Here is a 24009-nt window from a genome sequence, read left to right as displayed (position 1 = left end):
GGCCGGGGAAACCGCCACCGCGTCAGGGGTGCGTCATCGACTCCACGTCGAGCGCCTCGTCGAGCTGCGCCTCGGTGAGCTCGCCCCGCTCGACGTAGCCCATCGCGAGCACCGTCTCGCGGATCGTCGCGCCCTCGGCCAGCGCCTGCTTGGCGATCTTGGCCGCGGCCTCGTAGCCGATGTGCTTGTTCAGCGGCGTCACCACCGACGGCGAGGACTCGGCGTACTGCCGCATCCGGCCGGCGTCGGCGGTGATGCCGTCCACGCAGCGCTCGGCGAGGACGCGTGAGCTCGCGGCCAGCAGGCGCGCTGACTCCAGCACGTTGCGGGCGATGACCGGCATCGCGACGTTGAGCTCGAAGCTGCCGCTCGCGCCGGCGGCGGTGACGGCCGCGTCGTTGCCGATCACCTGGAAGCACACCATCAGCGTCGCCTCGGGCAGCACCGGGTTGACCTTGCCCGGCATGATGCTCGACCCGGGCTGCAGGTCCGGCAGGTGGATCTCGGCGAGACCCGTGGTCGGCCCGGAGGACATCCACCGCAGGTCGTTGCAGATCTTGATCAGCCCGACCGCGATCGTGCGCAGCACCCCGCTCAGCTCGACCAGCGAGTCGCGGGTGCCCTGGGCCTCGAAGTGGTCGCGCGCCTCGGTGAACGGCTCGCCGGTCGTCTCAGCGAGTACTGCGATCACCCGCTCGGCGAACCCGGGCGGCGTGTTGATGCCGGTGCCGACGGCCGTACCGCCCAGGGGCAGCTCGCGCACCCGGGCCAGCACCGACCCGAGGCGCTCCGCGGCGTACCGCACCGTGGCGGCGTAGCCGCCGAACTCCTGCCCGAGCATCACCGGCGTGGCGTCCATCAGGTGCGTGCGCCCCGACTTCACCAGGCCGGCGAACTCCTCGGCCTTGCGCTGCAGGCTCGCCTCGAGGATCCCGAGGCCCGGCAGCAGGTCGCCGGTCACCGCGAGCGCCGACGCGACGTGGATCGCGGTCGGGAACGTGTCGTTGCTCGACTGACTGGCGTTGACGTGGTCGTTGGGGTGCACCTCGGTGCCGGCCCGCTGGGCGAGGGTGGCGATCACCTCGTTGGCGTTCATGTTGGAACTGGTGCCCGAGCCGGTCTGGAAGACGTCGATCGGGAACTCCGCGTCGTGCTCGCCGGCTGCGACCGCGTCGGCCGCCGCGCCGATGGCGGCGGCCCGGGCCTCGTCCAGCACCCCGAGCTCGGCGTTCACCGCGGCCGCGGCCGCCTTCACGCGCCCGATGGCGTGGATCAGCGCGGGCTCGATCGGGGTGCCGCTGATCGGGAAGTTCTCGACCGCGCGCTGGGTCTGGGCCTGCCAGAGCGCGTCCGCGGGGACGCGGACCTCGCCCATGCTGTCGTGCTCGACGCGGAAGTCCTCGGTGTGGTCGGGGGAGGTCATGCTTCGGACGTTACCCGGGCCGCGTACAGCCAGTACTGCTGGTCGCGGTCCTGCAGCAGCACGTCGTACGGCGTGGCCTCGACGTTGCCGAACACCGAGTCCATGGTCCGGCTCAGGACCGGCGCCTCGGCCGCCGACCAGATCGCCAGCACGCCGCCGGGCCGCAGCGTCCGCGCGGCGGCCTCGAGGAACGGCTGCTCGTAGAGCGCCGCGTTGACGTCGTGCACCAGGTAGCCGGGGCCGTTGTCGACGTCGAGCAGGATCAGGTCGTACGCCGCGGGCCGCGCCTCGGCCATCGCCTTGGCGATGTCGGCGACCACCACGGTGACCCGCTCGTCCGCGAGCAGGCTGGGGCCGTGCGGGATGGTGCCGGCCCGCATCCAGTCCACCAGCGCCTGCTCGATCTCGACGACGGCGACCTTCTCGACCCGTTGGTCGGCGAGCACCGCGTGCATCGTGAACCCGAGGCCGAGCCCGGCCACGACCACCGCCCGCGGGTGCTCGACCTGCGCGAGCGCGGCCTGCGCGAGTGCCTGCTCGGACCCGACCTCGAGGGTGTCCATCACGAAGACGCCGTTGGCGCGCAGCTCCAGTGACGTCGGCGCGTGCGGGTCGCGGCGCTCGCGCAGCACCAGCTCGCCCCGCTCGGTCTCCGCGCGGGCGATCTCGACGTACTCCACGCGACCTCCGCGACGTCATCCGGACAGTGGAACCCCGGCTCCCACCGTAGGGCGTCGCGGCGGCGGGACGGGGACGGGCCTACTCGGCCGAGCGCACCCGGATGCCGGCGGCGCCGATCGAGCTGAGCGGGACGGTGACGGCGCCGGAGGGGTCGGTGAAGAAGTCGTTGCCCTGGTCGTCGACCACGATGAACGCCGGGAAGTCCTCGACCTCGATCCTCCAGACCGCCTCCATGCCGAGCTCGGGGTACTCCAGCACCTCCTGGCTCCTGATGCAGTCCTGCGCGAGCCGCGCGGCCGGCCCGCCGATCGAGCCGAGGTAGAACCCGCCGTGTGCGGCGCACGCCTCGGTGACGGCCTTCGAGCGGTTGCCCTTGGCCAGCATCACCATCGACCCGCCGGCGGCCTGGAACTGGTCGACGTAGGAGTCCATCCGCCCCGCGGTGGTCGGGCCGAACGAACCGGACGCCATGCCCTGGGGGGTCTTCGCGGGCCCGGCGTAGTAGACGGGGTGGTCGCGCAGGTACGCCGGCATCTCCTCGCCGGCGTCGAGCCGCTCCTTGATCTTCGCGTGCGCGATGTCGCGGGCGACGACCAGCGGGCCCGTCAGCGAGAGCCGCGTCTTGACCGGGTGCCTGCGCAGCTCGGCCAGGATCTCGCTCATCGGCTGGTTGAGGTCGATCTTCACGACCTCGCCGCCCGAGATGTCCTCGGCCACGCCCGCGTCCGGCATGTAGTGCGCCGGGTCCATCTCGAGCTGCTCGAGGAACACGCCCTCGGGCGTGATCCGGCCCAGCGCCTGCCGGTCGGCCGAGCACGACACCGCGATGGCGACCGGGCAGGACGCGCCGTGCCGCGGCAGCCGCACCACCCGCACGTCGTGGCAGAAGTACTTCCCGCCGAACTGCGCGCCGATCCCGAACGACTGCGTGAGCTCGAAGACCTGCTGCTCCAGCTCGAGGTCGCGGAACCCGTGCGCCGCCATCGAGCCGGACGTCGGCAGGTGGTCCAGGTAGTGCGCCGAGGCGTACTTCGCGGTCTTGAGCGCGTACTCCGCCGAGGTGCCGCCGATCACGATCGCGAGGTGGTACGGCGGGCAGGCCGCCGTACCGAGCGAGCGGATCTTCTCGTCGAGGAAGCTGAGCATCCGTTGCGGGTTGAGGACGGCCTTGGTCTCCTGGAACAGGAACGACTTGTTGGCCGAGCCCCCGCCCTTGGCCATGAAGAGGAACTTGTACTGAGGTGGTTCTGGGGTTCCGGTGGGCGACGTCGGGGTCGGGACCGAAAAGATCTCAATTTGCGCCGGCAGGTTGGTGCCGGTGTTCCTCTCCTCGTACGTCGTCAGCGGCGCCAGCTGGGAGTAGCGCAGGTTCAGCCTCGTGTAGGCGTCGTAGACCCCGCGCGAGATCGCCTCGCCGTCGTCGCTGCCGGTGAGCACGCCCTCGGACTTCTTGCCCATCACGATCGCGGTGCCGGTGTCCTGGCACATCGGCAGCACGCCGCCGGCGGAGATGTTGACGTTCTTGAGCAGGTCGAGCGCCACGAACCGGTCGTTGCCGGAGGCCTCGGGGTCGTCGATGATGCGTCGCAGCTGGGCGAGGTGCGCGGGCCGCAGGTAGTGCGCGATGTCGTGCATCGCCTCCGCGGTGAGCTGTCTGATCGCCTCCGGCGACACCTGCAGGAAGGTGCGCCCGTTCGCCTCGAAGGTCGAGACGCCCTCGGTGGTGATCAGGCGGTACGGCGTCTCGTCGGGGCCGGTCGGGAGGAGGTCGGAGTAGAGGAACTCGGGATCGTTGGCCACGAACCACGAGGGTATCCCTCCGACTACGCTGACCTGCATGGAGGGACAGCTGGAGCCCCGCCCAGGACCGTCGGACGGCCGGCCCGCCGACCCGTCGACGCTGCGCATCTCCGACGCCGAGCGCCACCAGGTGGCCGAGATCCTGCGGGAGGCGGCGGGCGAGGGACGCATCGACCTCGACGAGCTCGACCAGCGCCTGGAGGCGACGTACGCCGCGCGCACCTATGCCGACCTGGTGCCGATCACCTTCGACCTGCCGGCGCACCGTCCCGCCGCGCACCCGGAGCCCCCGCGGCGGGCCCGGCCCTCGCCGGTCGTCCCCGGGCCCGACCACGAGCACCACGTCGCGATCATGTCCGGCCTCAACCGCCGGGGCGCGTGGGTGGTGCCGCGCCGGATGAGCGTCTTCGCGATGATGGGTGGCGCCGACCTGGACCTGCGCGAGGCGTCGTTCGCGGCGCACGAGGTCGTGATCACGGTCAACGCGTTCATGGGCGGCGCGCAGATCACGGTCGGGCCGCACACCCACGTGGTGATGGAGGGCGTCGGCATCATGGGCGGCTACTCCGGGCCCGACGACCGTACGCCGGCGGAGCTGGACGAGACCTCGCCGACGGTCCGGGTCCGCGGCGTCGCGATCTGGGGCGGCGTCGCGGTGGAGCGCAAGCCGCTGAGTCGCAAGCAGCTGCGCCGGGGCTGAGCGCCGGACGTCGGTGCCGGGACCAACTACCTGGCGATCTACGGACTCAGGTACTCCCCGCGGCTACGCGGACCCCGGTAGGGTGACCGTGCTCACCTTTACTACGGATCGTCCGGCACGTACCTGCCGGTGAAGGAGTTGTTCAAGCATGGCCACAGTCAGGTTCGAAGAGGCGCAGCGGTGGTATCCCGGCACCGACAAGCCTGCGGTCCCGGGCATCTCGCTCGAGATCGGTGACGGGGAGTTCGTGGTCCTCGTCGGTCCCTCCGGGTGCGGGAAGTCCACGACCCTGCGGATGCTCGCGGGGCTCGAAGAGGTCAACAAGGGCCGGATCTTCATCGGCGACCGGGACATCACCAACACCCCGCCGAAGGACCGGGACATCGCGATGGTGTTCCAGAACTACGCGCTGTACCCGCACATGTCCGTCGCGGACAACATGGCGTTCGCGCTGAAGATGGCGAAGGTGCCCAGCGACGAGCGGAACAAGCGCGTCCAGGAGGCCGCGAAGATCCTCGGCCTGACCGACTACCTCGACCGCAAGCCGAAGGCGCTCTCCGGTGGTCAGCGCCAGCGCGTGGCGATGGGCCGGGCGATCGTGCGCCAGCCGCAGGTCTTCTGCATGGACGAGCCGCTCTCGAACCTCGACGCCAAGATGCGCGTGCAGACCCGCACCGACATCGCGAAGCTCCAGGCCGACCTCGGCGTCACCACCGTCTACGTCACCCACGACCAGGTCGAGGCCATGACGATGGGCGACCGGGTGGCGGTCATGAACGAGGGCATCCTCCAGCAGGTCGACACCCCGCTCGCGCTCTACGACCGCCCGGTCAACCTGTTCGTGGCCGGCTTCATCGGCTCCCCGCAGATGAACCTGATGAACGCGGTCGCCGAGAACCGGCAGGCCAAGATCGGCGACTACCTGGTCCCGGTCGACGACGCCGCCGCGTCGAGGATGAAGGGCAACATCACCGTCGGCGTCCGCCCCGAGGCGTGGCGCACCGTCGGTAGCAGCGACGGCGGGCTGCCGGTCAAGGTCACGGTGGTCGAGGACCACGGCGCCGACGCGTTCATCCACGGCACCTGCGGTGTCGAGGGCACGCCGAGCAACATCGTGATCCGGGTCGGCGGCCGCGACCACCCTCAGAAGGGCGAGACCATGTTCGTCACGACCGACCCGAAGAGCGTCCACGTCTTCGACACCGAGTCCGGCGAGCGCCTCTCCGACTGACCCCGATGCCGAGTCGGCGCCAGCTCTGCGGAGCCGGCGCCGACTCGGCGTCTCAGTCAGGCCCGGTCGGCCGTGCGGCGGATGGCGGCGACGAAGGTCTGGAACAGCCCGGGGGGCAGGTCGTGGCCCATGCCGTCGATGAGCAGCAGCTCCGCACCCGGTACGGCGGCCGCGGTGGCCCGGCCGCCCGAGACGTGCACCATCTTGTCCGCCATCCCGTGCACCACCAGGGTGGGCACCCGGACGGCGCGCAGCCGCTCACCGCGGCTGGTCTGCGTGACCACCGCCAGCATCTGGCGCATCACGCCGCGGGGGTCGACCCCCCGGTCGTAGGTCTCCCCGGCGCGTCTCTCGATCTCCTCGCGGTCCAGGGGGAAGGCCGGCGATCCGATCAGCGTCCAGACCATCGCACTGGTGCGGATGTAGGCCTCCCGGCCCGGCTTGCGCCTGGCGATCAGCGCGGGGAGCAGCGAGGGGTGCTGCCAGCCGACGGTGCGCTTGCCGGTCGTCGACATGATGCTCGTCATCGAGCGCACCCGGGCCGGCCGGGTGATCGCCATGGTCTGCACGATCATGCCGCCCATCGACACGCCGACCACGTGCGCCGACTCGAGGCCGAGGTGGTCCAGGAGGCCGAAGGCGTCCTCGGCCAGGTCGCGCATGTCGTAGGGGACCCGGACCCGGCCCCCGGCGAAGGCCCGCACCAGGGTGGCGCGGCGTACCGGGGCCTGGAGGATCGTCGAGCGTCCGGTGTCGCGGTTGTCGTAGCGGATGACGTAGAAGCCGGCCCGGGCCAGGGCCGCGCACAGCTCGGGGTCCCACCAGTTCATCGGCCCGCCGAGTCCCATCACCAGCAGCAGCGGCTCGTCGTCGGGGTCGCCGAAGGTCTGGTAGCACAGCTCGATGTCCGGGGCGACCGGGGCGAACAGCTCCTCCGAGACGGCGACCGGCGCCGGCCGGGTGCGGGCGGCGGGCGAGGGCGTTTCGCCGCCGGGGTCGGGGGTACGGGAGCTGTGCGGCACCGATCCAGTCAACCAGGTACGACGCCGGGTGCGGACGGGGCCGAGCGAAAGGGACGACACATGGCTGGCTCAGCACGCCGATTGCCCGGAAATCACCCGGTCGAGGCCGTACGGTGACCCGTGTGACCTCCAGCACACTGGCCGACTTCCTGCTGCCGACGGGCTTCGAGTGCCCGCGGCCGGCGGCCGTCCTGCGCGAGGGCAGCGCGGTGCTCGAGGCCGGCCGCTACGCCTGGCGCGCCGCGGGCGAGCGCCGGGCCCGCCGGGCTACGCCGTACGCCGCCCGCGAGGTCTCCCGCCACGGTGACCCGGTGATCCTGGTCCCGGGCTTCCTGGCCGGCGACGGCACCCTCGCCCTGATGGCCAGGGCCCTGCGCGCGCAGGGCTTCCGCACCTACCGCTCCCAGATCCACGCGAACGTCGGCTGCACGCTCAACGCCGCCGCGCAGCTCGAGACCCGGCTGGAGTCGATCGCGATGCGGCGCGGCTCCCGGGTCCAGGTCGTGGGCCACAGCCTCGGCGGGATGCTGGCGCGCGGGATCGCCGTACGCCGCCCCGACCTGGTCTCGAACATCGTGACGATGGGCAGCCCGATGCTGGCGCCCGGCGCCCACCACCGCTCGCTCGCGGCCAGCGTCGACCTGCTGGTGCGGCTCAGCCGGGCCGGCGTCCCCGGGCTGATGTCCGAGGAGTGCGTGGCCGGCTCGTGCGCGCGGCAGAGCTTCGGCGAGAGCCGCCAGCCGCTGGCGGCGGGCGTCGGCTTCACGGCCATCTACTCCCGCCGCGACGGGATCGTGGACTGGCGGGCCTGCGTGGACCCGACGGCCCACGCCGTCGAGGTGACCGCCTCCCACCTCGGCATGGCCTTCGACCCGCGGGTCATCGACGTGGTGAGTGACTCGCTGCTGCGCAGCAGCGACGTGTCAGCTCTCGAAGTTGACTGCGGAGAAAGCGCGTAGCTTCTGCGGCTGGTGCTCGGAGATGATCGAGCGGATCGTGCCGCTGCGCGCGCGCATCACGATCGAGTGCGTGGTCACGGTGTCGGACCGGTAGCGCACGCCGCGCAGCAGCTCGCCGTCGGTGATGCCGGTGGCCACGAAGAACGTGTCGTCGCCGGTGACCAGGTCCTCGGTCGAGAGCACGTGGTCGGGGTCGAGGTCGTGGCCGGCGTCGATCGCCTTCTGCCGCTCCTCGTCCCCCTGGGGCCACAGCCGGCCCTGGATGACGCCGCCGAGCGCCTTCATCGCGCACGCGGCGATGATCCCCTCGGGGGTGCCGCCGATCCCGAGCAGCAGGTCGATACCGGTCTCGGGGCGGGCCGCCATGATCGCGCCCGCGACGTCGCCGTCGGTGATGAACTTGATCATCGCGCCGGTGGCCCGGATCTCCTCGACCAGCTGCGCGTGCCGCGGGCGGTCGAGCAGCACCACCGTGACGTCGGAGGGCAGCTTGCCCTTGGCCTTGGCGATCTGGTGGATGTTCTCGGCGACGGGGAGCCGGATGTCCACGACGCCGGCCGCCTCGGGACCGGTGACGAGCTTCTCCATGTAGAACACCGCCGAGGGGTCGTACATCGACCCGCGCGGAGCGACCGCGAGCACGGAGACGGCGTTCGTCATCCCCTTCGCGGTGAGCGTGGTGCCGTCGATCGGGTCGACGGCGACGTCACACTCCGGCCCGGTGCCGTCGCCGACCCGCTCGCCGTTGTAGAGCATCGGGGCGTTGTCCTTCTCGCCCTCGCCGATCACCACGGTGCCGTCCATGCCGATCGTGGAGATCATCACCCGCATCGCGTTGACGGCGACGCCGTCCGCGCCGTTCTTGTCCCCTCGGCCGACCCAGCGGCCGGCGGCCATCGCGGCGGCCTCGGTGACCCGGACCAGCTCCAGGGCCAGGTTGCGGTCGGGCGACTGGTCGGACTCGAGCTCGAAACCGTGGGGCATGCCGGGGACTCTAGCGAAGGTCAGGTGCGGTAGACGGAGACCTCGTTCGCCTTGACGGCGAACACCACGCGTACGCCGGGGGCCAGGTCGAGCTCGGCCACCGACGGCACCGTCACGTCGGCGGCCAGGTGCCCGGCCCGGACCCGCACCTGGTCGCCGTGGGGCTCGAGGTCGGTGATCGTGACCGCCAGGCTGTTGCGGGGACTGCCGCCCGGGGCCTCCCGGAACACCGAGACCGCGCTCGGGCGGAACACCGCGACGGCTGCCTCCCCGGACGCCGGACCGTCCTCGGCGGCGAGCCCGCGGATCGCGACCCCGTCGGCGTCCAGCACCGCGTCGTCGTGCCAGGTGCCGGTGACCATGTTGAGCCCGGCGATCCGGGCGGCGAACCGGCTGCGCGGCCGGGCCAGGACCTCGGTGCTCGGACCGTCCTCGACGACCCGCCCGCCCTCGAGCACCACGACCCGGTCGGCGAGCAGCAGCGCGTCGAGCACGTCGTGGGTCACCAGTACGACGGTCCGGCCGGCGAGCACCCGGCGCAGGGTCTGGCGCAGCGCGGGGGAGACGGCCACGTCCAGCGCCGCCATCGGCTCGTCGAGGAGCAGCAGCTGCGGCTCGGCGGCCAGGGCCCGCGCCACGGCGACCCGCTGGGCCTGGCCGCCGGAGATCTCGCCCGGCCGCCGGTCCGCCAGGTCGCCGGCGTCGACCTCCTCGAGCCAGCGCCGCGCGGCCGCGCGGGAGTCCCGGCGGCCGCTGCCGCGGCTGCGCGGACCGAAGGCCACGTTGTCGAGCACGCTCAGGTGTGGGAACAGCAGCGGGTCCTGGGCCAGGAGCGCGACCTGCCGGGCGTGCGGCGGCACGAACCGACCCTGGCCGGTGAGCTCGCGACCACCGAGGCACACCCGGCCGCGGTCGGGCCGCAGCAGCCCGGCGGCGACGGCCAGCGCCGTGGACTTCCCGGCGCCGTTGGGCCCCAGGAGCGCCACCGTCTCGCCGGGCGCGACCTCGAAGGCCACGTCGACGCCGCGGGCGGCCACGGTGGCGGAGAGCTCGAGCATCACGGCATGCTCCGTCGTTCGCGCGGGCCCTGGCTGGCGAGCCCGATCACGCCGACCGCGACCACGACCAGCACCAACGACATGGCGACCGCGGCGTCCGGGTCGGTGACCCGGAGGTTGTAGATGTAGAGCGGCAGGGTCCGCGTGGTGCCCTCGAGGCTGCCGGCGAAGGTGATGGTCGCGCCGAACTCGCCCAGCGACCGGGCGAAGGCGAGCACCGCGCCGGACACCAGCCCGGGCAGCACCATCGGGATCGTCACGCGGCGGAGCACCGTCGTCGGCGCGGCGCCCAGCGAGGCCGCTACCACCTCGTAGCGTCGACCGGCGCTGCGCAGCGCACCCTCCAGGCTGACGACCAGGAACGGCAGCGACACGAACGTCTGGGCGAGCACGACCGCCGTGGTGCTGAACGCGACCTGGACACCGAGCAGGTCGAGCTCCGTCCCGAGCAGTCCGCGCCGGCCGAACGTGTAGAGCAGCGCGATGCCGCCGACGACCGGCGGTAGCACCAGCGGCAGCAGTACCAGCGAGCGAACCACCCCCTGGCCCGGGAACTCCGTGCGGGCCAGGACGAGGGCCATCGGCACCCCGAGCAGCACGCACAGCAGCGTGCTGGTCAGCGAGGTGCGCAGGCTCAGCGACAGCGCGGTGAGGGCGGAGTCGGAGGTGACCAGGCCGAGGAAGTCGCCCCAGGCCACCCGGGAGGCGAGCCCCGCGAGCGGCAGGATCACCAGGCCGGCGCCGAGCGCCGCGGGCAGATAGACCCAGCGCGGGATCACGGCGTACTCACGGCGGGCCGAAGCCGGCGTCGCCCAGCACGGCGCGCCCCGTCGCGCCCACGACGAGCTCGACGAAGTCCCGCGCCAGGCCGGGCTGGGCGGCTCCCTCGACGGCCACGATCGGGTAGGTGTTCACCACCGACGACGCCTCCGGGAGCTCGATCCCCTCGACGTCGTCCCCGGCCCCCAGCACGTCGGTGACGTACACCAGCCCCGCGTCGGCCTCGCCGGTGCTCACCTTGGCCAGGACGTCGGTCACCGACTGCTCCTCGCTGACCGGGCTGAGGTCGACCCCGGCGTCCTTCGCGACCGCGACGGCGGCGGCGCCGCACGGGACCTCGGGGGCGCACACGACCAGGTCGACCCCCGGCTTCGTCAGGTCGCGCAGGCCGGTGATGCCCGCCGGGTTGCCCGGCGGCACGGCGATCTCCAGGGTGTTGGTCGCGAAGGCCTGGGGGTCGCCGGCGGCGAGGCCGTCGGCGGTGAGCCGGTCCATGGTCGCGGTGTCGGCGGAGGCGAAGACGTCCGCGGGGGCGCCCTCCTGGATCTGGGTGACCAGGTCGGACGAGCCGCCGAAGCTGAGCCTGACGTCGACGCCGTCGTGCTCGGCCTCGAACCGCTTGCCGAGCCGCTCGAAGCTCGACGTCAGCGAGGACGCGGCGTACACGGTCAGCGTCGTGGTGTCGTCCGCGCCGCCCCCGCAGGCGGTGAGCGGCAGCGCGAGGGCGACGACGAGGGGGAGGACGAGCTTCCTCACGGGCGCTCCACGACGACGTTGGTGGACTTCACGGAGGCGATCGCCCGGACGCCGGGCTCGAGGCCGAGCTCGTCGGCCGCCTCGCTGCTCATCAGCGAGACGAGCCGGTAGGGGCCGCAGATCATCTCGACCTGCGCCATGACGGCGTCCTTCCTGACCTTCGTGACGATGCCGGCCAGCCGGTTGCGGGCGCTGACGGCGGCGGCGCGGGTGGCCTCGCGGTCCGGGCGGTCGGCCAGCGACTCGGCCAGGGCGGCCAGGTCCGCCCCCGGCACCACGCTCCGGCCGTCCTGCTGCCGGCTCGGCAGCCGCCCGGCCTCCACCCAGCGGCGGACGGTGTCATCACTCACCCCCAGCAGCTCGGCCGCCTCCGCAATCCGGTAGGTCGTCACACACCGATCATGCCGCAACTGCGGCCGCCCTGGCTATATTCGTCCGCAGATGCGATCTCATTCGTGCGTTGGGCAGCCCCCGTCGGTTTCCCCGGGTACCCGGGGAAGTTGGCGCTTATCGGCCGAAACTTCGGCCTATATGTACTGGTTTCCCCGGGTACCCGGGGAAACCGACGGCAGGTCAGCCCGGCGGGCTCGGACGACCGGCTGAGAGGATGGGCCGGTGACGCAGACGGACACCGGTCGCCCCGGTCGCTACCCGCGGACCACCGGCGGCCTGGTCGGCTCGATCATCGTGCTGGTGCTCGCGGTGGTCGCCATCGTGCTGGTGCGCGGGACGTTCCGGGAGACCCCGACCTACGAGCCCGAGCACGTCGACTACCTCGCGCTGGTCGCCAGCGTGCAGCAGGTCGGGCTGGCTCCTGCCTACCCGGCCGCGCTGCCGGAGGGCTGGTACGTCAAGGACGCGGCGTTCACGCCCGGTGACCGCCCGGTCCTCGACCTCGCGATGACCACGGACGACGGGCGGTTCGCCGGCCTGCACCAGGAGGACCGATCGGTCGACGAGCTGGTCGACACCTACGTCGGTGGTGACGCGACCGAGGGCGACCCGGTGCGCATCGCAGGCACGGTCGCCCCCGAGTGGCAGACGTTCTCCGACCCCGGCGGCGACCGCGCCTTCGCGGCCGAGCTCGGCGAGGAGACCGTCCTGGTCTACGGCTCGGCGCGCGAGGACGAGCTCCGCGGCCTGGTCGAGTCGCTCACCACGGACGAGCTGCGGCCGTAGATACGAAGTCCCTCGCCCCGCGTGGATCGCGGGACGAGGGACTCGAGCGACCCCCCGGGTCAGTTCAGGGTGACCGACGTGTTGGTGGTGGCGGTCGAGGTCTTCACCCTGACGGTGACGACGTCATTGTGAGCGAGGTTCTTGCCGGCGCTGGTCGTCGGCACGTAAACCCATCGAACGGATGGGGATGCCGCCAGCGACTTGGTCGCCTTGGCGACGACATTCCCGCCCTTGATCACCTTGACGGTGAACGAGCACGCCGCCGTGCAGGTGAAGCGCAGGCCCACCTTCTTGATAGCCCCGTCGGTGCCAGTGCGGTTGCCGTTCGGGCCGACGACCACGCCCGCTGCCGGTTGGACCGAGTCGCCCACGATCGCGATGTCGGCCGAGGACGAGCTGCTGGTCAGGTCGTCCGGCGAACTGACGGTCGCCGTGTTGGTGATGTGGTAGTACTGCGGCTCGTCCGCCGTGCGCACGCCCACGCAGGTGACCTGGATGTCGGCGTTCCACGCCTGCGACCAGTCCTGGTTGTAGAAGCGGAACATGTAGTTGTTGCCGCGCGGCTCCTTGCCCAGCGAGAGGACGCTCGCGTCCTGGCCGGCGTAGCCGCCGGTGATCGCGTTCGCGTTCGAGCCGCACTGCTCGATGCCCTCGTCCCGGCTCTCCGGACCCACCGAGATCGTGTCCAGCTGGGTGGTGAGGGGGAGCGTCGCGGTGTGGCCGTTGGTCGACGCCGTCTCGGGCGCCAGGCAGTCGACGTCGAACGTGGCAGCGGTGCCCTGTTCGTGGTCGACCATCCAGTTCCAGGTGTTGCCGGCGGCGTACGACGAGCGGATCACGGCGATCCCGCTGGCGACGGTGTGCTCCGGGGCGATCGGGGTGTACCCGGTCGGGCAGGAGACGGTCACCGGCTCGCCGTTGGTGTCGTTGGAGCCAGCCAGGATCGTGTCCGGGGCGTTGGAGTCGGTCACGTCGATCGTGTGCGTGTGGCCGTTGCTGGAGCCGATCGTCTCGTCCAGGCAGGTCACCTTGACCTTGCCCTGGCCGCGCTCCTCACCGAGGTTGCTCGCGGTCACTGTCCAGCCCTTGGTGCCGGACTGCGCGGCGGGCTTGCTCCTCGCGATCACGATGTCGGAGTAGTCACCACCCTGGTCCACCGCGTCGAGCAGCAGGCCGCCGTCGGTCGGCACGTAGCCGGTGGGGCAGAAGACGCTGTAGGTCTTGGTCGCGCCAGCCGGGAGATCGGCGAAGACCTCCTGCTTCTGCACGTCGACGATGTGTCCAATGGTCGGGGACAGGCCGGCGCTGGTCACCGTGTCGCTGATCGTGGCCTTGAGGTAGACGTTCGAGCTGACGCCCGGCGGCAGGACGCCGCCCATGCAGCTCAGGCTGCTCCCCGTCACCGTGCACCAGTCGGGGCGGCTCAGGGAGATGGGCACGTAGGTCAGGTCCGAGGGCAGCAGGTCGCTGACGGTGATGTTGCTGGCGCCCGCATCGCCGTTGTTGGCGATCGTGATCTTGTACTCCACGGTTTCACCCGGGGCGGCCTTGATCGACGACTTGTAGGTGCGCGTCAGGTCGTAGTGCGTCCCCGCGAAGTCGAGCGCGGTCACGTAGCCCTCACCTGGGACGCCGGATCCCAGGCCGAACCCGAACCCGACGACGGTCGCGTTCGGGAACGCCGCCCGCCAGTCGGAGAGCCTGCCGTCCTTCCCATTGCCGGTGGAACCACAGGTTCCGAGCGTGATGCACGATGGCGCATAGGTCTCGAAGTAGCCGAAGTCCCCGCCGACGTTGTAGGCGGGCTGGTTCAGCCACCAGACGTCGCCGTAGGCCGACTCGCCGATGAGCTCGCCGTCGCTGATCCCGTCGCCGGTGACGTCGACCTTGAGGACGAAGCCGGGCGGGATCGCACCCGACACGAGGGTGTAGGCGAGGCCCGGTTCCCCGATGCCGGCAAGAGGCTTGTTGGTGACCGCATATTCACCGACTTTGTCCACCGAGGTGACGTGCAGACCGTCGCGGGTCCATTCATCACCGGAGCCGGCGCCTCGAATGTCGCGCCACGTCGAGTCGAACGTGATCGGCAGGTTGGTGGTCGCCACTGTCTTGGTGATCGACAGGTCCGCCGTGCCGGCGGCCTGTGCGGAGTTCATGGCCACGAGGGGAAGCACGAGCGTGGTCGCACTGACCACCGCCGCTAGTCCCCCGATTCGCAGCTTGCTGCGCATACTTCGCACGCTGTTTTCCCTTCCCCAAGGGCAACGTTCCCGATCACGCACCACTCCCGTTGCTAACAGCCGAACGGTAGGACCCGATCGGCCCGGGGTCACGCCGAAAGGCGAAAGAAAATCAACAAGGGATCCACGCGGGGGTAACAGCGGACGATTCACGCTCAACAGGACGGTAACGTCTGGTCCACAGGATCAGACATTTGGTAAAGACCGGGCTGTGGCAGACCGATGACTACGGGCCCTCTTCGTCGGCCTCGATCGCGGCGTCCAGGCGCTCGCGGGCGCCGTCGAGCCAGTCCTGGCAGATGGTGGCCAGCCGCTCGCCGCGCTCCCACAGCGCGAGTGACTCCTCGAGCGTGGTGCCGCCGGCCTCGAGGCGCCGGACCACCTCGACCAGCTCCTCGCGGGCCGCTTCGTACGACGGGGTCTCGGCCGGCTCAGCCTTCTTGGACATCGAGCTCCTCGGTGCTGGTGGTGGTGGCATGGATCCTGCCGTCGGCGACGCGGACGCTGACCCGCTGGTCGGCCGCCACGCTGCCGACCGACGTCACGACGTGGCCGTCGGCGTCCTGGACCACGGCGTAGCCGCGCTGAAGGGTGGCGAGGGGGGACAGGGCCCGGGCCCGGGCCCGGTGGTGGCCGATGTCGTCGGCCGCCCGGTCCAGGGCGTGGCCGAGGGAGCGCCGAGCCCGGTCGCGCAGCTGGTCGACCTCGGTGCTCCGGGCTTCGAGGAGGCTGCGCGGGTCGGCGAGGGCGGGGCGTGAGCGGAGCGCGTCCAGGCCGGCCTGCTCGCGGGCCAGCCAGCCGGCGAGCGCGGCCCGGGATCGCTCCCGCGCGCGGCGCACGTTGCGCTGCTCCTCGGCGACGTCGGGCACCACGAGCTTGGCGGCGTCGGTGGGCGTCGAGGCGCGCACGTCGGCGACCAGGTCGAGCAGCGGCGAGTCGGGCTCGTGGCCGATGGCGGAGACGAGCGGCGTGCGGATCCGGTGGACCGCGCGGATCAGCGCCTCGTCGGAGAACGGCAGCAGGTCCTCGACCGAGCCGCCCCCGCGGGCGACCACGATCACCTCGACGGCCGGGTTGCGGTCGAGGCGCTCGACCGCCTCGATCACCTCGCTGGCCGACCGCGGGCCCTGCATCGCGGCGTACGCGACCTCGAAGGAGACCGCGGGCCAGCGACGGCGGGCGTTCTCGAGCACGTCGCGCTCGGCGGCGCTGTCGGGCGCGGTGACGAGGCCGACGGTGCCCGGCAGGAACGGCAGTGGACGCTTGAGCTCGGCGGCGAACAGCCCCTCCGCGGCCAGCAGCTGGCGCCGGCGCTCGAGCCGCGCGAGCAGCTCGCCGAGTCCGACCATCCGGATCTCGCGGGCGTAGAGGGAGAGCGTGCCGCGGTTGGCGTAGTAGGACGGCTTGGCGTGCAGGACCACGCTGGCGCCCTCGACCAGGGGCGGGTTCAGGCCGTCGAAGAGGGTGCGGGAGCAGGTCACCGGCACCGAGATGTCCGCGACCGTGTCGCGCAGCGTGAGGAACACCGTGTTCAGGCCGGGGCGCCGGCTCACCTGCGCGACCTGGCCCTCGACCCAGACCGCGCCGAGCCGGTCGACCCAGCCGGCGATCGCGTTCGCGACCTGCCGGACCGGGGCCGGCGACTCGAGTGAGGTCTCCATGGCCATGCGGGCGAGATTAGGGGATCGCACCGACGTCCCTAGACTGGCAGGCATGACGACCGACCGTTCGACCAGCCCGATCGGCGTGGGCATCCCGCGGGTCCTGTCGCCGGAGGAGGCCGGCAACGCCGTCCTGCTCGCCGCCCCGCGCGGCTACTGCGCGGGCGTTGACCGTGCGGTGATCACCGTCGAGAAGGCGCTGGACCTGTACGGCGCGCCCGTCTACGTGCGCAAGCAGATCGTGCACAACAAGCACGTGGTCGCCGACCTCGAGTCCCGCGGCGCGATCTTCGTCGAGGAGCTCGACGAGGTCCCCGAGGGCCAGACGGTGGTGTTCTCGGCGCACGGCGTGTCGCCCGAGGTGCACCGCCAGGCCGAGGAGCGGTCGCTGAAGACGATCGACGCGACCTGCCCGCTGGTGACCAAGGTCCACCACGAGGCGAAGCGGTTCGCGCTCGAGGACTACGACATCCTCCTGATCGGCCACGCCGGCCACGAGGAGGTCGAGGGCACCGCCGGCGAGGCGCCGGAGCACATCCAGCTCGTGCAGGGCCCCGCTGACGTCCCGAACATCAAGGTCCGCGACCCGAAGCGGGTCGCCTGGCTCTCCCAGACGACGCTGTCGGTCGACGAGACCCTCGAGACCGTCGACGCGATCCGCGAGCGGTTCCCCGACCTGCTCGACCCGCCGAGCGACGACATCTGCTACGCCACCCAGAACCGCCAGCTGGCGGTCAAGGAGATCGCCAAGGACTCCGACCTGGTGATCGTGGTCGGCTCGGGCAACTCCTCCAACTCGGTGCGGCTGGTGGAGGTCGCGCTCGAGGCCGGCGCCCGCACGGCGCACCGCGTGGACGACGCCTCCGAGATCGACGAGACCTGGCTCGAGGGGGTGCGCAGGGTGAGCGTCACCTCAGGTGCGAGCGTGCCCGAGGCGCTGGTCCAGGGCGTGCTGTCCTTCCTCGCCGAGCACGGCTACCCCGACGCTCGGGCCGTGCACAGCGCCGAGGAGTCGCTGATCTTCGCGCTGCCCAAGGAGCTGCGGCGCGACCTCAAGGCCGCCGGGCGGAGCTGAGCGGATGGCCCGCTACGTCGACGTACACCCCGAGAACCCGCAGCCGCGCCTGCTCGGCCAGATCGCCGACGCGCTGCGCGAGGACCAGCTGATCGCCTACCCGACCGACTCCGGCTACGCGCTCGGCTGCCGGCTCGGCAACCGCGACGGCCGGGACCGGATCCTCCGGATCCGCAGGCTCGACGAGAAGCACCACTTCACGCTGATGTGCAAGGACTTCGCCCAGCTCGGGCACTTCGTGAAGCTCGACAACTCCGCGTTCCGGGCGATCAAGGCCGCGACGCCGGGGCCGTACACGTTCATCCTGCCGGCGACCCAGGAGGTGCCTCGCCGGCTGATGCATCCCAAGAAGCGCACCGTGGGTGTCCGGATTCCGGCCCACGTCTTCGACCTGGCCCTTCTCGACACCCTCGGCGAGGCGCTGCTGACCAGCACCCTGATCCTGCCGGGCGAGACCGAGCCGCGGAGCCTGGGCTGGGAGATCAAGGAGGAGCTCGAGCACCAGGTCGACGTGGTCGTCGAGGCGGGCGAGACGCCGGCCGAGCCGACGACCGTCATCGACTGGTCGGAGGGCTACCCCGAGGTGGTGCGCGTCGGCGCGGGCGACCCGGCCCGCTTCGAGGCCGCCTGAGCGAGCACCCGCTGTCGTACGGCGAGGATCGCCAGGCAGAGTAAATAGCCGGTGACCAGGGCGCCCGCGTGGTGGGACAGCCCGGAGACGACGGCCTGGATCACGCCGTCGCCCGGGTCCGCGATCAGCTCGGGGCGGGTGGCTCCGAGCATCGCGAACACCACCACCATCAGCATCGGCGGCAGCACGCCGACCGTGAAGAAGTCGGCGGGCCGTACGGCGAGCGCGGTCGCGATGCACAGCAGCACGAAGCAGAGGTCGAAGAGCACGCCCACGTGCCCGACCAGCCACTGGTCGGCGACGACCGCGGTCAGGGCGAGCGCCAGCCCGAGCGCGACGACCTGACGGCCTGGTTCGCGCCCCTCCTCCCAGAGGGTCCGGCGCTGGCTCACGCGCCGGCTCGCCCGCTGACTCGCCGCTGGATCACAGGGCCACGGTATGGTCCGCGCCCGGATCGTCGTCGGCGGCGCGCCGTTCCACCGAGCGCAGGCCCGAGGGTGATATGGACCGGGTCGTGGACTCGACCTGGCGCGGTGACGGCAGCTCGTCGTCGGTGACCGAGAGGTCCGCGAACCGGCGCCCGCTGACCAGCACCCGCGACTCCAGGGAGCCGACCGTCTGGTTGTAGTGGCCGACCGCGGCGTTGAGGGAGCGGCCGAGCTGGTCGAGGTGACCGGTCATGCCGAGCAGTCGGCCGTGCAGCTCGCGCCCGAGTCGGTGGATCTCCCGCGCCTGGTCGGCGAGGGCCTCGTGGCTCCAGCCGTGGGCCACCGTGCGCAGCAGCGCGATCAGGGTCGTCGGGGTGGCGAGGACGACCTGGCGGGCTGCGGCGTACTCGATCAGGCTCGGGTCGGTCTCCAGCGCCGCGGCGAGGAAGGACTCGGCCGGCACGAACAGGACCACGAACTCCGGGCTCTCCTCGAGCGAGCGCCAGTAGTGCTTCGAGCCCAGGGCATCGATGTGGGTGCGCAGCTGGGCGACGTGGCGGCGCAGGTGGGCGCGGTGCTGCTCCTCGTCCTCGGTCGACGTCGCGTCGAGGTAGGCGTCCAGCGGCACCTTGGCATCGACGACCACGCACCGCCCGCCGACCAGGTGCACCACGAGGTCGGGCCGCCGGGCGCCGTCGTCGAGCCGCACCTGCTCGCTGAAGTCGCACCGGTCGACCAGGCCGGCCAGCTCGACGGCCCGGCGCAGGTGCAGCTCGCCCCACCGCCCCCGCACCTGCGGCTTGCGCAGCGCGGTCGAGAGCGAGCGGGTCTCCCGCTGGAGCTGGTCGACCTGGGTGTCGAAGCGGCCCTGCCAGGTGGCCCGGGCCCGATCGAGGTGCTGCATCTGGTCGCTGAGCCGGTCCAGCCCCTGCATCACCTCGGCCTGGTCGACCAGGCCGTCGACGTAGGGGCGCCGGGAACGCGACCACAGCACGCCGAGCAGGGCACCGAGCCCGAGCCCGACGAGCAGGGTGAGGAAGAGCGTCACTGCGGTCATGGGGCCAGCATGGCGGTGGCCACCGACATCGCTGCGCAGGCGCGGGCGCGCGTCGAGACAGCAGAGGTGCTCGTGATCCGCGCCGCGGTTCCGTCCCGACGCCGCCTCAGGACAGGTCGACGATCACCGGGGCATGGTCGGAGGCGCCGGTGCCGGCCCGCTCCTCGCGGTCGATGAACGCGCCAGTGACGCGGGCGGCGAGAGGGGCCGAGCCGAGCACGAAGTCGATGCGCATGCCGCGGTTGCGCTCGTAGCGCTGCCGGTAGTAGTCCCAGTACGTGTAGACCTCGGGACCCGGCGCGTGCGGGCGGACGACGTCGACGTACCCGTCGTCGAGGAAGGCCTGGAAGGCCGCGCGCTCGGGCGGGGTCACGTGGGTGGACCTCGCGAACTGCGCCATGTCGAAGACGTCCTCGTCGGTCGGCGCGATGTTCCAGTCGCCGACCAGCGCGACGTCGTGGTCGCGCCAGGCCTGCGCGGCCTCGCGCAGCCGGGCCAGCCAGTCGAGCTTGTAGACGTAGTGCGGATCGTCGACCTTGCGGCCGTTGGGCACGTAGAGCGACCAGATCCGTACGCCGCCGCAGGTCGCGCCGATCGCCCGCGACTCCGTCTCCACTCCTTCACCCCAGCCGGGCTGACCCGGGAACCCGACCTCGACGTCGCTCAGGCCGACCCGGCTGATGATCGCCACGCCGTTCCACTGGTTGACCCCGGCGACCGCGATCTCGTAGCCGCGCGCCTCGATCCCCATCAGTGGCAGCTGGTCCTCGCGCGCCTTGGTCTCCTGGAGCGCGAGCACGTCGACCTCGTGGCGGTCCAGGAACGCCTCGACGCGGTCGATCCGGGAGCGGAGGGAGTTGACGTTCCACGTGGCGATCCGCACGGCGCCACCCTAGCCACGCGGCAGGCGGGCTCGCCGCCCGCCGCCAGGGCCCGAGCCCGGGGCAGTTCGCCCCGGGCGTCCCGGTGCGCCGTGTGGCGCACCGGTCCATCGCGCGAGCTGCCCCGCCGACGGGCCGCCGCCGCTCCCGCGGTCGGGTCGTCGATGCGGGGAGCGCCTCGCCCGCGCCGTAGACTCGCCGCCCGTGGCTCTCACCATCGGCATCGTCGGACTCCCCAACGCGGGCAAGTCCACCCTCTTCAACGCCCTGACCAAGAACGACGTGCTCGCGGCGAACTACCCGTTCGCGACGATCGAGCCGAACGTCGGCGTCGTCGGCGTCCCGGACGAGAGGCTGCCGAAGCTCGCGGAGGTGTTCGGCTCGGCCCGGATCCTCCCGGCGACGGTGGAGTTCGTCGACATCGCGGGCATCGTCCGCGGCGCGTCGGAGGGCGAGGGCCTGGGCAACAAGTTCCTCTCCCACATCCGGGAGTCCGCCGCGATCTGCCAGGTGACCCGGGTCTTCCGCGACGAGGACGTCACCCACGTCGACGGCGAGGTGAATCCCGCCAGCGACATCTCCACGATCCAGACCGAGCTGATCCTCGCGGACCTGCAGACGGTCGAGAAGGCGGTCCCGCGGCTGGAGAAGGAGGCCAAGGGCAAGAAGGAGCTGGCGCCGGTCGCCGCGGCCGCCAAGGAGGCGCTCGCACACCTCGAGGCCGGTACGCCGATCATCGCGACCGACCTGGACCGCACGCTGATCCGCGAGCTGTCGCTGCTCACGGCCAAGCCGTTCATCTACGTCTTCAACTGCGATGCCGACGAGCTCTCCGACGAGGTGCTCAAGGACAAGATGCGCGCCCTGGTCGCGCCGTCCGAGGCGATCTTCCTCGACGCGAAGTTCGAGGCCGAGCTGGTCGAGCTCGGCGACGACGACGAGGCCCGCGAGATGCTGCACGAGATGGGCGTCGAGGAGCCGGGCCTGGAGGTGCTGGCCCGGGTCGGCTTCGACACCCTCGGCCTGCAGACCTACCTCACCGCCGGGCCGAAGGAGACCCGCGCCTGGACCATCCCCAAGGGCGCCACCGCCCCCGAGGCCGCCGGCGTGATCCACACCGACTTCCAGCGCGGCTTCATCAAGGCCGAGATCGTCTCCTTCGACGACCTGGTCGACGCCGGCTCGCTGCTCAAGGCCCGCGAGGCCGGCAGGGTCCGCATGGAGGGCAAGGACTACGTCATGCAGGACGGCGACGTGGTGGAGTTCCGCTTCAACGTGTGAGCTTTGGGGACCTCATGTGACGTTGCAGGTGAACTCCAGATGGGTGATTTCCCTCGAGTCTACTGCCGCGACGCCTGGCCCCTCGATACCGAGCCGGGCTCGTCAGAACTCGTAATCAACGGAAGCGGCCCGGCCGCGACTGGTCTGTCGCGCCGGGCCACCGCCTGCCCTCCTGCTTCTCGCTGGGTTGCGAGCGTGTCGCGGCGACGGATGTGATGACTCGGCAACCGCTGGAGGGCCTGCGTGAAGAACGCTACCAGGCATGTCAACTTGCTGCGGCGAGGCTCGCGCCACCAGCGTGTTCCGCCTCGAAGGTCGCGAGCGTAGACTCGCTGGGAATCAGAAGAGACGGCGAGAGACAAGGTCTAAAGCGGCGTAGGTAGACCTACGTTTGTAGCGGCGGTAATAATACGCTTGATGCGGCAATAGTAGATATCTGATTGAGGTCTAAGTGATGACAAAGGCTACCGAGCTCGCCGGGCGACGCGCAACGGCCGTGGGCGACCCGCGCGTGGTCGTCCCCAAGTCGGTCGAGGTAGCTGCGGTTTTGTCGGAACGTGTCCGGCATCGTGATGTCCAGCTTCGACGCGCCTTCGTCCGTCGAGGCAAGTCGACGAGGCCCACTCCCTTGATGCACATGCTTCGTGGTGGTCGTGGGGGAGTCGTCCGCGCGAAGCTGTACCTGAGTTTGCTCTGGATGGCCGTCGGCGAAGGTCACTCGGTGACCTACCCGGCTCGGACCTGGGCAACGCTGCTTGGTCTGGCGGACCCCGACACGCGTGGCTCCCGCCGAGTCACCGAGGCACTTGCCTGGCTTGCGGAGGAGAGCTTCGTTGAAATTCACGGCGGTAGCGGCGCTCCTCTGACAGTTGTCGTCAAGAGCGAGCGGGGCGATGGTTCCCGCTACTCAGTTCCAGGGGCGTCCATTAAGCGACTTCAAGAGGCGGGCCGGCCCATTGGTCGCGAGGTCTACGACAAGGTGCCCCGTTCCCTCTGGACCAATGGATGGCTGCCGCTGCTTTCTGGACCAGAGTTGGCTTGTTTCCTCGTGCTGCTGTCCGCTCGACAAGCGGCTAGCGACAGCGCGGATTCGGGCAGTTGGTTCGCGTCCTCCCTGCTCGCAGACCGCTACGACATGTCCGATGACACTAGGCAAAGGGGTATGCGGGGCCTGCGGGACCTGGGGATTGTCTCTGTGAAGCCCATCGTCGTGGGCAGAAGTTCCGTCGACTATCAGCGGTCGCGCAAGCAGTACAAGTTGCTGTTGGAACGGCTGGACGCGTCCCCTCCTTTGGAGACACTGAAGTAGCAAGCTGTAGCAGTTCGATACGCGCCATCGGGTTGAAGTGGGGACTGCGCGCCGCAGCATCGAGCTACCGGGGGCGACCCGCACTCACATCCGGCCCCAGGGTCGGAGCAAGGCATGCACTGTCCGCCGCTGGACGGACCGCGCATGGATGTTGCTGGCTCGGCCTTCGTGGTCTCTGGCATGTCATCCCGCGTCCGTCTAACGGGCGTGACTCCGTCGTTCTTTTCGCCAACTCTGTGTGGAGTTTCCTGTGCGCTTGATGTGAAAACTGCGCCTGGGCGCTTGATACGTGTTCGCCACCACGAAGACCGAAACTCGATAGTGCGCACGGACGGCGGCGCTAGGGTTCTCCTTCGGGACTACAGCGGAGGTCGAATGCGCGTCACCCTTCCGAACCGTGCCTACCTCAACGACATCGAGCGTTTCCTGCGATGCGTGTCTGATGACGGCAGTGACGACCTGACGTTCGTGCTCCCTGATGGACTGTTCTCGGTGCACCCGATGGTCGTCACGATGATTGCTGCGATGGGCGAGTCCGCTCGCGCGCGTGGAGGCAGCGTCAGGTTGGAGAACGAGAAGGTCAACGCAAGCACGCGCTACTTGGAGCGAGTGGGCCTCTTCGAGGTACTTGGCGTCGAGAGGAGCGTCAGCGTGCAGCACCCGCAGGAGGCGGCTGGGCGCTTTGTGCCTTTGAGGCAGATTCAGACCAACCAGGAACTGAACGACTTCGTCGTCGACGTAGGTCCCCTGCTCCACGCGTCACCGGAGCAGACGCGTGCGGTGAAGTACGTGCTGTTCGAGATGATTCGCAACGTCTTAGCCTCGATCCACCGATGAGGCGGGGCTGAGCGCGCGCCGTCTGTGACGAGTGGT

At 70.9% G+C, this 24009-nt stretch carries 24 protein-coding genes; 9 read left to right on the top strand and 15 right to left on the bottom strand.

Annotated elements, in window-relative coordinates:
* Nucleotides 1-22 precede the first annotated feature (22 nt).
* The 3 genes from QMC84_RS20080 to QMC84_RS20070 all read right to left on the bottom strand — a co-directional run bounded on the left by QMC84_RS20080 (nt 23) and on the right by QMC84_RS20070 (nt 3943).
* Nucleotides 23-1423: a class II fumarate hydratase gene (locus QMC84_RS20080; RefSeq protein WP_300377980.1), complete on the bottom strand. Its 1401-nt coding sequence runs from the start codon at nt 1421-1423 to the stop codon at nt 23-25.
* On the bottom strand, nt 1420-2103 hold the full coding sequence (locus tag QMC84_RS20075) for a methyltransferase (protein ID WP_300377977.1): 684 nt from the start codon (nt 2101-2103) through the stop codon (nt 1420-1422). Before QMC84_RS20075 ends, QMC84_RS20080 begins: the two co-directional genes overlap by 4 nt.
* 79 nt (nt 2104-2182) lie before the next feature.
* A complete protein-coding gene (locus tag QMC84_RS20070) occupies nt 2183-3943 on the bottom strand; it encodes a fumarate hydratase (protein WP_300377974.1) in 1761 nt (586 codons plus the stop codon).
* On the opposite strand from QMC84_RS20070, the gene QMC84_RS20065 reads away from it, so the two are divergent.
* Nucleotides 3942-4604 (top strand): DUF1707 domain-containing protein, encoded by a 663-nt coding sequence (locus tag QMC84_RS20065; protein ID WP_300377972.1) that lies wholly within the window; start codon nt 3942-3944, stop codon nt 4602-4604. The two genes, QMC84_RS20070 and QMC84_RS20065, sit on opposite strands and share 2 nt — an antisense overlap.
* Nucleotides 4605-4752: 148 nt before the next feature.
* Entirely contained in the window at nt 4753-5835 is a 1083-nt protein-coding gene (gene ugpC / locus QMC84_RS20060) for a sn-glycerol-3-phosphate ABC transporter ATP-binding protein UgpC (RefSeq protein ID WP_300377969.1), read from the top strand.
* A gap of 56 nt (nt 5836-5891) precedes the next feature.
* Here ugpC and QMC84_RS20055 read toward each other — a convergent pair whose 3' ends face one another.
* A complete protein-coding gene (locus QMC84_RS20055) occupies nt 5892-6857 on the bottom strand; it encodes an alpha/beta fold hydrolase (protein WP_300377966.1) in 966 nt (321 codons plus the stop codon).
* Nucleotides 6858-6979: 122 nt separating this feature from the next.
* On the opposite strand from QMC84_RS20055, the gene QMC84_RS20050 reads away from it, so the two are divergent.
* A complete protein-coding gene (locus tag QMC84_RS20050; protein ID WP_300377964.1) occupies nt 6980-7816 on the top strand; it encodes an alpha/beta fold hydrolase in 837 nt (278 codons plus the stop codon).
* Here the strand turns inward: QMC84_RS20050 and glpX are convergent.
* Genes glpX through QMC84_RS20025 form a run of 5 tightly spaced genes read right to left on the bottom strand, consistent with a single transcriptional unit; the run spans nt 7781 to nt 11786 of the window.
* Nucleotides 7781-8800 carry a class II fructose-bisphosphatase gene (glpX, locus tag QMC84_RS20045; RefSeq protein ID WP_300377962.1) on the bottom strand — a complete coding sequence of 340 codons (1020 nt, stop codon included), beginning with the start codon at nt 8798-8800 and terminating at the stop codon, nt 7781-7783. The genes QMC84_RS20050 and glpX overlap by 36 nt on opposite strands.
* Before the next feature lie 20 nt (nt 8801-8820).
* Entirely contained in the window at nt 8821-9858 is a 1038-nt protein-coding gene (locus QMC84_RS20040) for an ABC transporter ATP-binding protein (RefSeq protein WP_300377960.1), read from the bottom strand.
* Nucleotides 9858-10637 carry an ABC transporter permease gene (locus tag QMC84_RS20035; protein ID WP_300377958.1) on the bottom strand — a complete coding sequence of 260 codons (780 nt, stop codon included), beginning with the start codon at nt 10635-10637 and terminating at the stop codon, nt 9858-9860. Before QMC84_RS20035 ends, QMC84_RS20040 begins: the two co-directional genes overlap by 1 nt.
* 7 nt (nt 10638-10644) lie before the next feature.
* Complete coding sequence (gene modA / locus QMC84_RS20030) at nt 10645-11394, bottom strand: molybdate ABC transporter substrate-binding protein (protein WP_300377956.1); 750 nt, start codon at nt 11392-11394, stop codon at nt 10645-10647.
* On the bottom strand, nt 11391-11786 hold the full coding sequence (locus QMC84_RS20025; RefSeq protein WP_300377954.1) for a helix-turn-helix transcriptional regulator: 396 nt from the start codon (nt 11784-11786) through the stop codon (nt 11391-11393). The genes modA and QMC84_RS20025 overlap by 4 nt, the downstream gene beginning before the upstream one ends.
* 223 nt (nt 11787-12009) lie before the next feature.
* On the opposite strand from QMC84_RS20025, the gene QMC84_RS20020 reads away from it, so the two are divergent.
* Nucleotides 12010-12573: a DUF4245 family protein gene (locus tag QMC84_RS20020; protein WP_300377952.1), complete on the top strand. Its 564-nt coding sequence runs from the start codon at nt 12010-12012 to the stop codon at nt 12571-12573.
* A gap of 59 nt (nt 12574-12632) precedes the next feature.
* Here QMC84_RS20020 and QMC84_RS20015 read toward each other — a convergent pair whose 3' ends face one another.
* From QMC84_RS20015 to xseA, 3 genes are all read right to left on the bottom strand, one after another.
* Nucleotides 12633-14729, bottom strand: a complete 2097-nt coding sequence (locus tag QMC84_RS20015) for a hypothetical protein (RefSeq protein ID WP_300377950.1) — start codon at nt 14727-14729, stop codon at nt 12633-12635.
* Nucleotides 14730-15039: 310 nt separating this feature from the next.
* Complete coding sequence (locus QMC84_RS20010) at nt 15040-15261, bottom strand: exodeoxyribonuclease VII small subunit (RefSeq protein WP_300377948.1); 222 nt, start codon at nt 15259-15261, stop codon at nt 15040-15042.
* Nucleotides 15245-16480, bottom strand: a complete 1236-nt coding sequence (gene xseA, locus QMC84_RS20005; protein WP_300377945.1) for an exodeoxyribonuclease VII large subunit — start codon at nt 16478-16480, stop codon at nt 15245-15247. The genes QMC84_RS20010 and xseA overlap by 17 nt, the downstream gene beginning before the upstream one ends.
* A 46-nt stretch (nt 16481-16526) precedes the next feature.
* On the opposite strand from xseA, the gene QMC84_RS20000 reads away from it, so the two are divergent.
* Entirely contained in the window at nt 16527-17549 is a 1023-nt protein-coding gene (locus tag QMC84_RS20000; RefSeq protein WP_300377943.1) for a 4-hydroxy-3-methylbut-2-enyl diphosphate reductase, read from the top strand.
* A gap of 4 nt (nt 17550-17553) precedes the next feature.
* Nucleotides 17554-18180, top strand: coding sequence for an L-threonylcarbamoyladenylate synthase (locus QMC84_RS19995; RefSeq protein WP_300377940.1), 627 nt, complete (start codon nt 17554-17556; stop codon nt 18178-18180).
* On the opposite strand, the gene QMC84_RS19990 is transcribed toward QMC84_RS19995, so the two are convergent.
* The 3 genes from QMC84_RS19990 to QMC84_RS19980 all read right to left on the bottom strand — a co-directional run bounded on the left by QMC84_RS19990 (nt 18123) and on the right by QMC84_RS19980 (nt 20548).
* On the bottom strand, nt 18123-18572 hold the full coding sequence (locus QMC84_RS19990) for a DUF6542 domain-containing protein (RefSeq protein WP_300377938.1): 450 nt from the start codon (nt 18570-18572) through the stop codon (nt 18123-18125). The two genes, QMC84_RS19995 and QMC84_RS19990, sit on opposite strands and share 58 nt — an antisense overlap.
* A gap of 31 nt (nt 18573-18603) precedes the next feature.
* Nucleotides 18604-19665 carry a DNA recombination protein RmuC gene (locus QMC84_RS19985; protein ID WP_300377936.1) on the bottom strand — a complete coding sequence of 354 codons (1062 nt, stop codon included), beginning with the start codon at nt 19663-19665 and terminating at the stop codon, nt 18604-18606.
* Nucleotides 19666-19771: 106 nt separating this feature from the next.
* Nucleotides 19772-20548 (bottom strand): exodeoxyribonuclease III, encoded by a 777-nt coding sequence (locus QMC84_RS19980; protein ID WP_300377934.1) that lies wholly within the window; start codon nt 20546-20548, stop codon nt 19772-19774.
* Between the two features lie 202 nt (nt 20549-20750).
* Between QMC84_RS19980 and ychF the strand changes: the two genes are divergently transcribed.
* From ychF to QMC84_RS19965, 3 genes are all read left to right on the top strand, one after another.
* A complete protein-coding gene (gene ychF / locus QMC84_RS19975) occupies nt 20751-21827 on the top strand; it encodes a redox-regulated ATPase YchF (RefSeq protein ID WP_300377932.1) in 1077 nt (358 codons plus the stop codon).
* A gap of 454 nt (nt 21828-22281) precedes the next feature.
* Nucleotides 22282-23136, top strand: coding sequence for a hypothetical protein (locus tag QMC84_RS19970; protein ID WP_300377930.1), 855 nt, complete (start codon nt 22282-22284; stop codon nt 23134-23136).
* Nucleotides 23137-23511: 375 nt separating this feature from the next.
* On the top strand, nt 23512-23973 hold the full coding sequence (locus QMC84_RS19965) for a hypothetical protein (RefSeq protein ID WP_300377928.1): 462 nt from the start codon (nt 23512-23514) through the stop codon (nt 23971-23973).
* The last annotated feature ends 36 nt before the right edge of the window (nt 23974-24009 follow it).

This window comes from Nocardioides sp. (genome assembly GCF_030019515.1).
In the GTDB taxonomy this organism is placed as follows: domain Bacteria; phylum Actinomycetota; class Actinomycetes; order Propionibacteriales; family Nocardioidaceae; genus Nocardioides.
The sequence above is the reverse complement of the archived record's forward strand: the minus strand, read 5'-3'. Positions and strand labels throughout refer to the sequence as shown.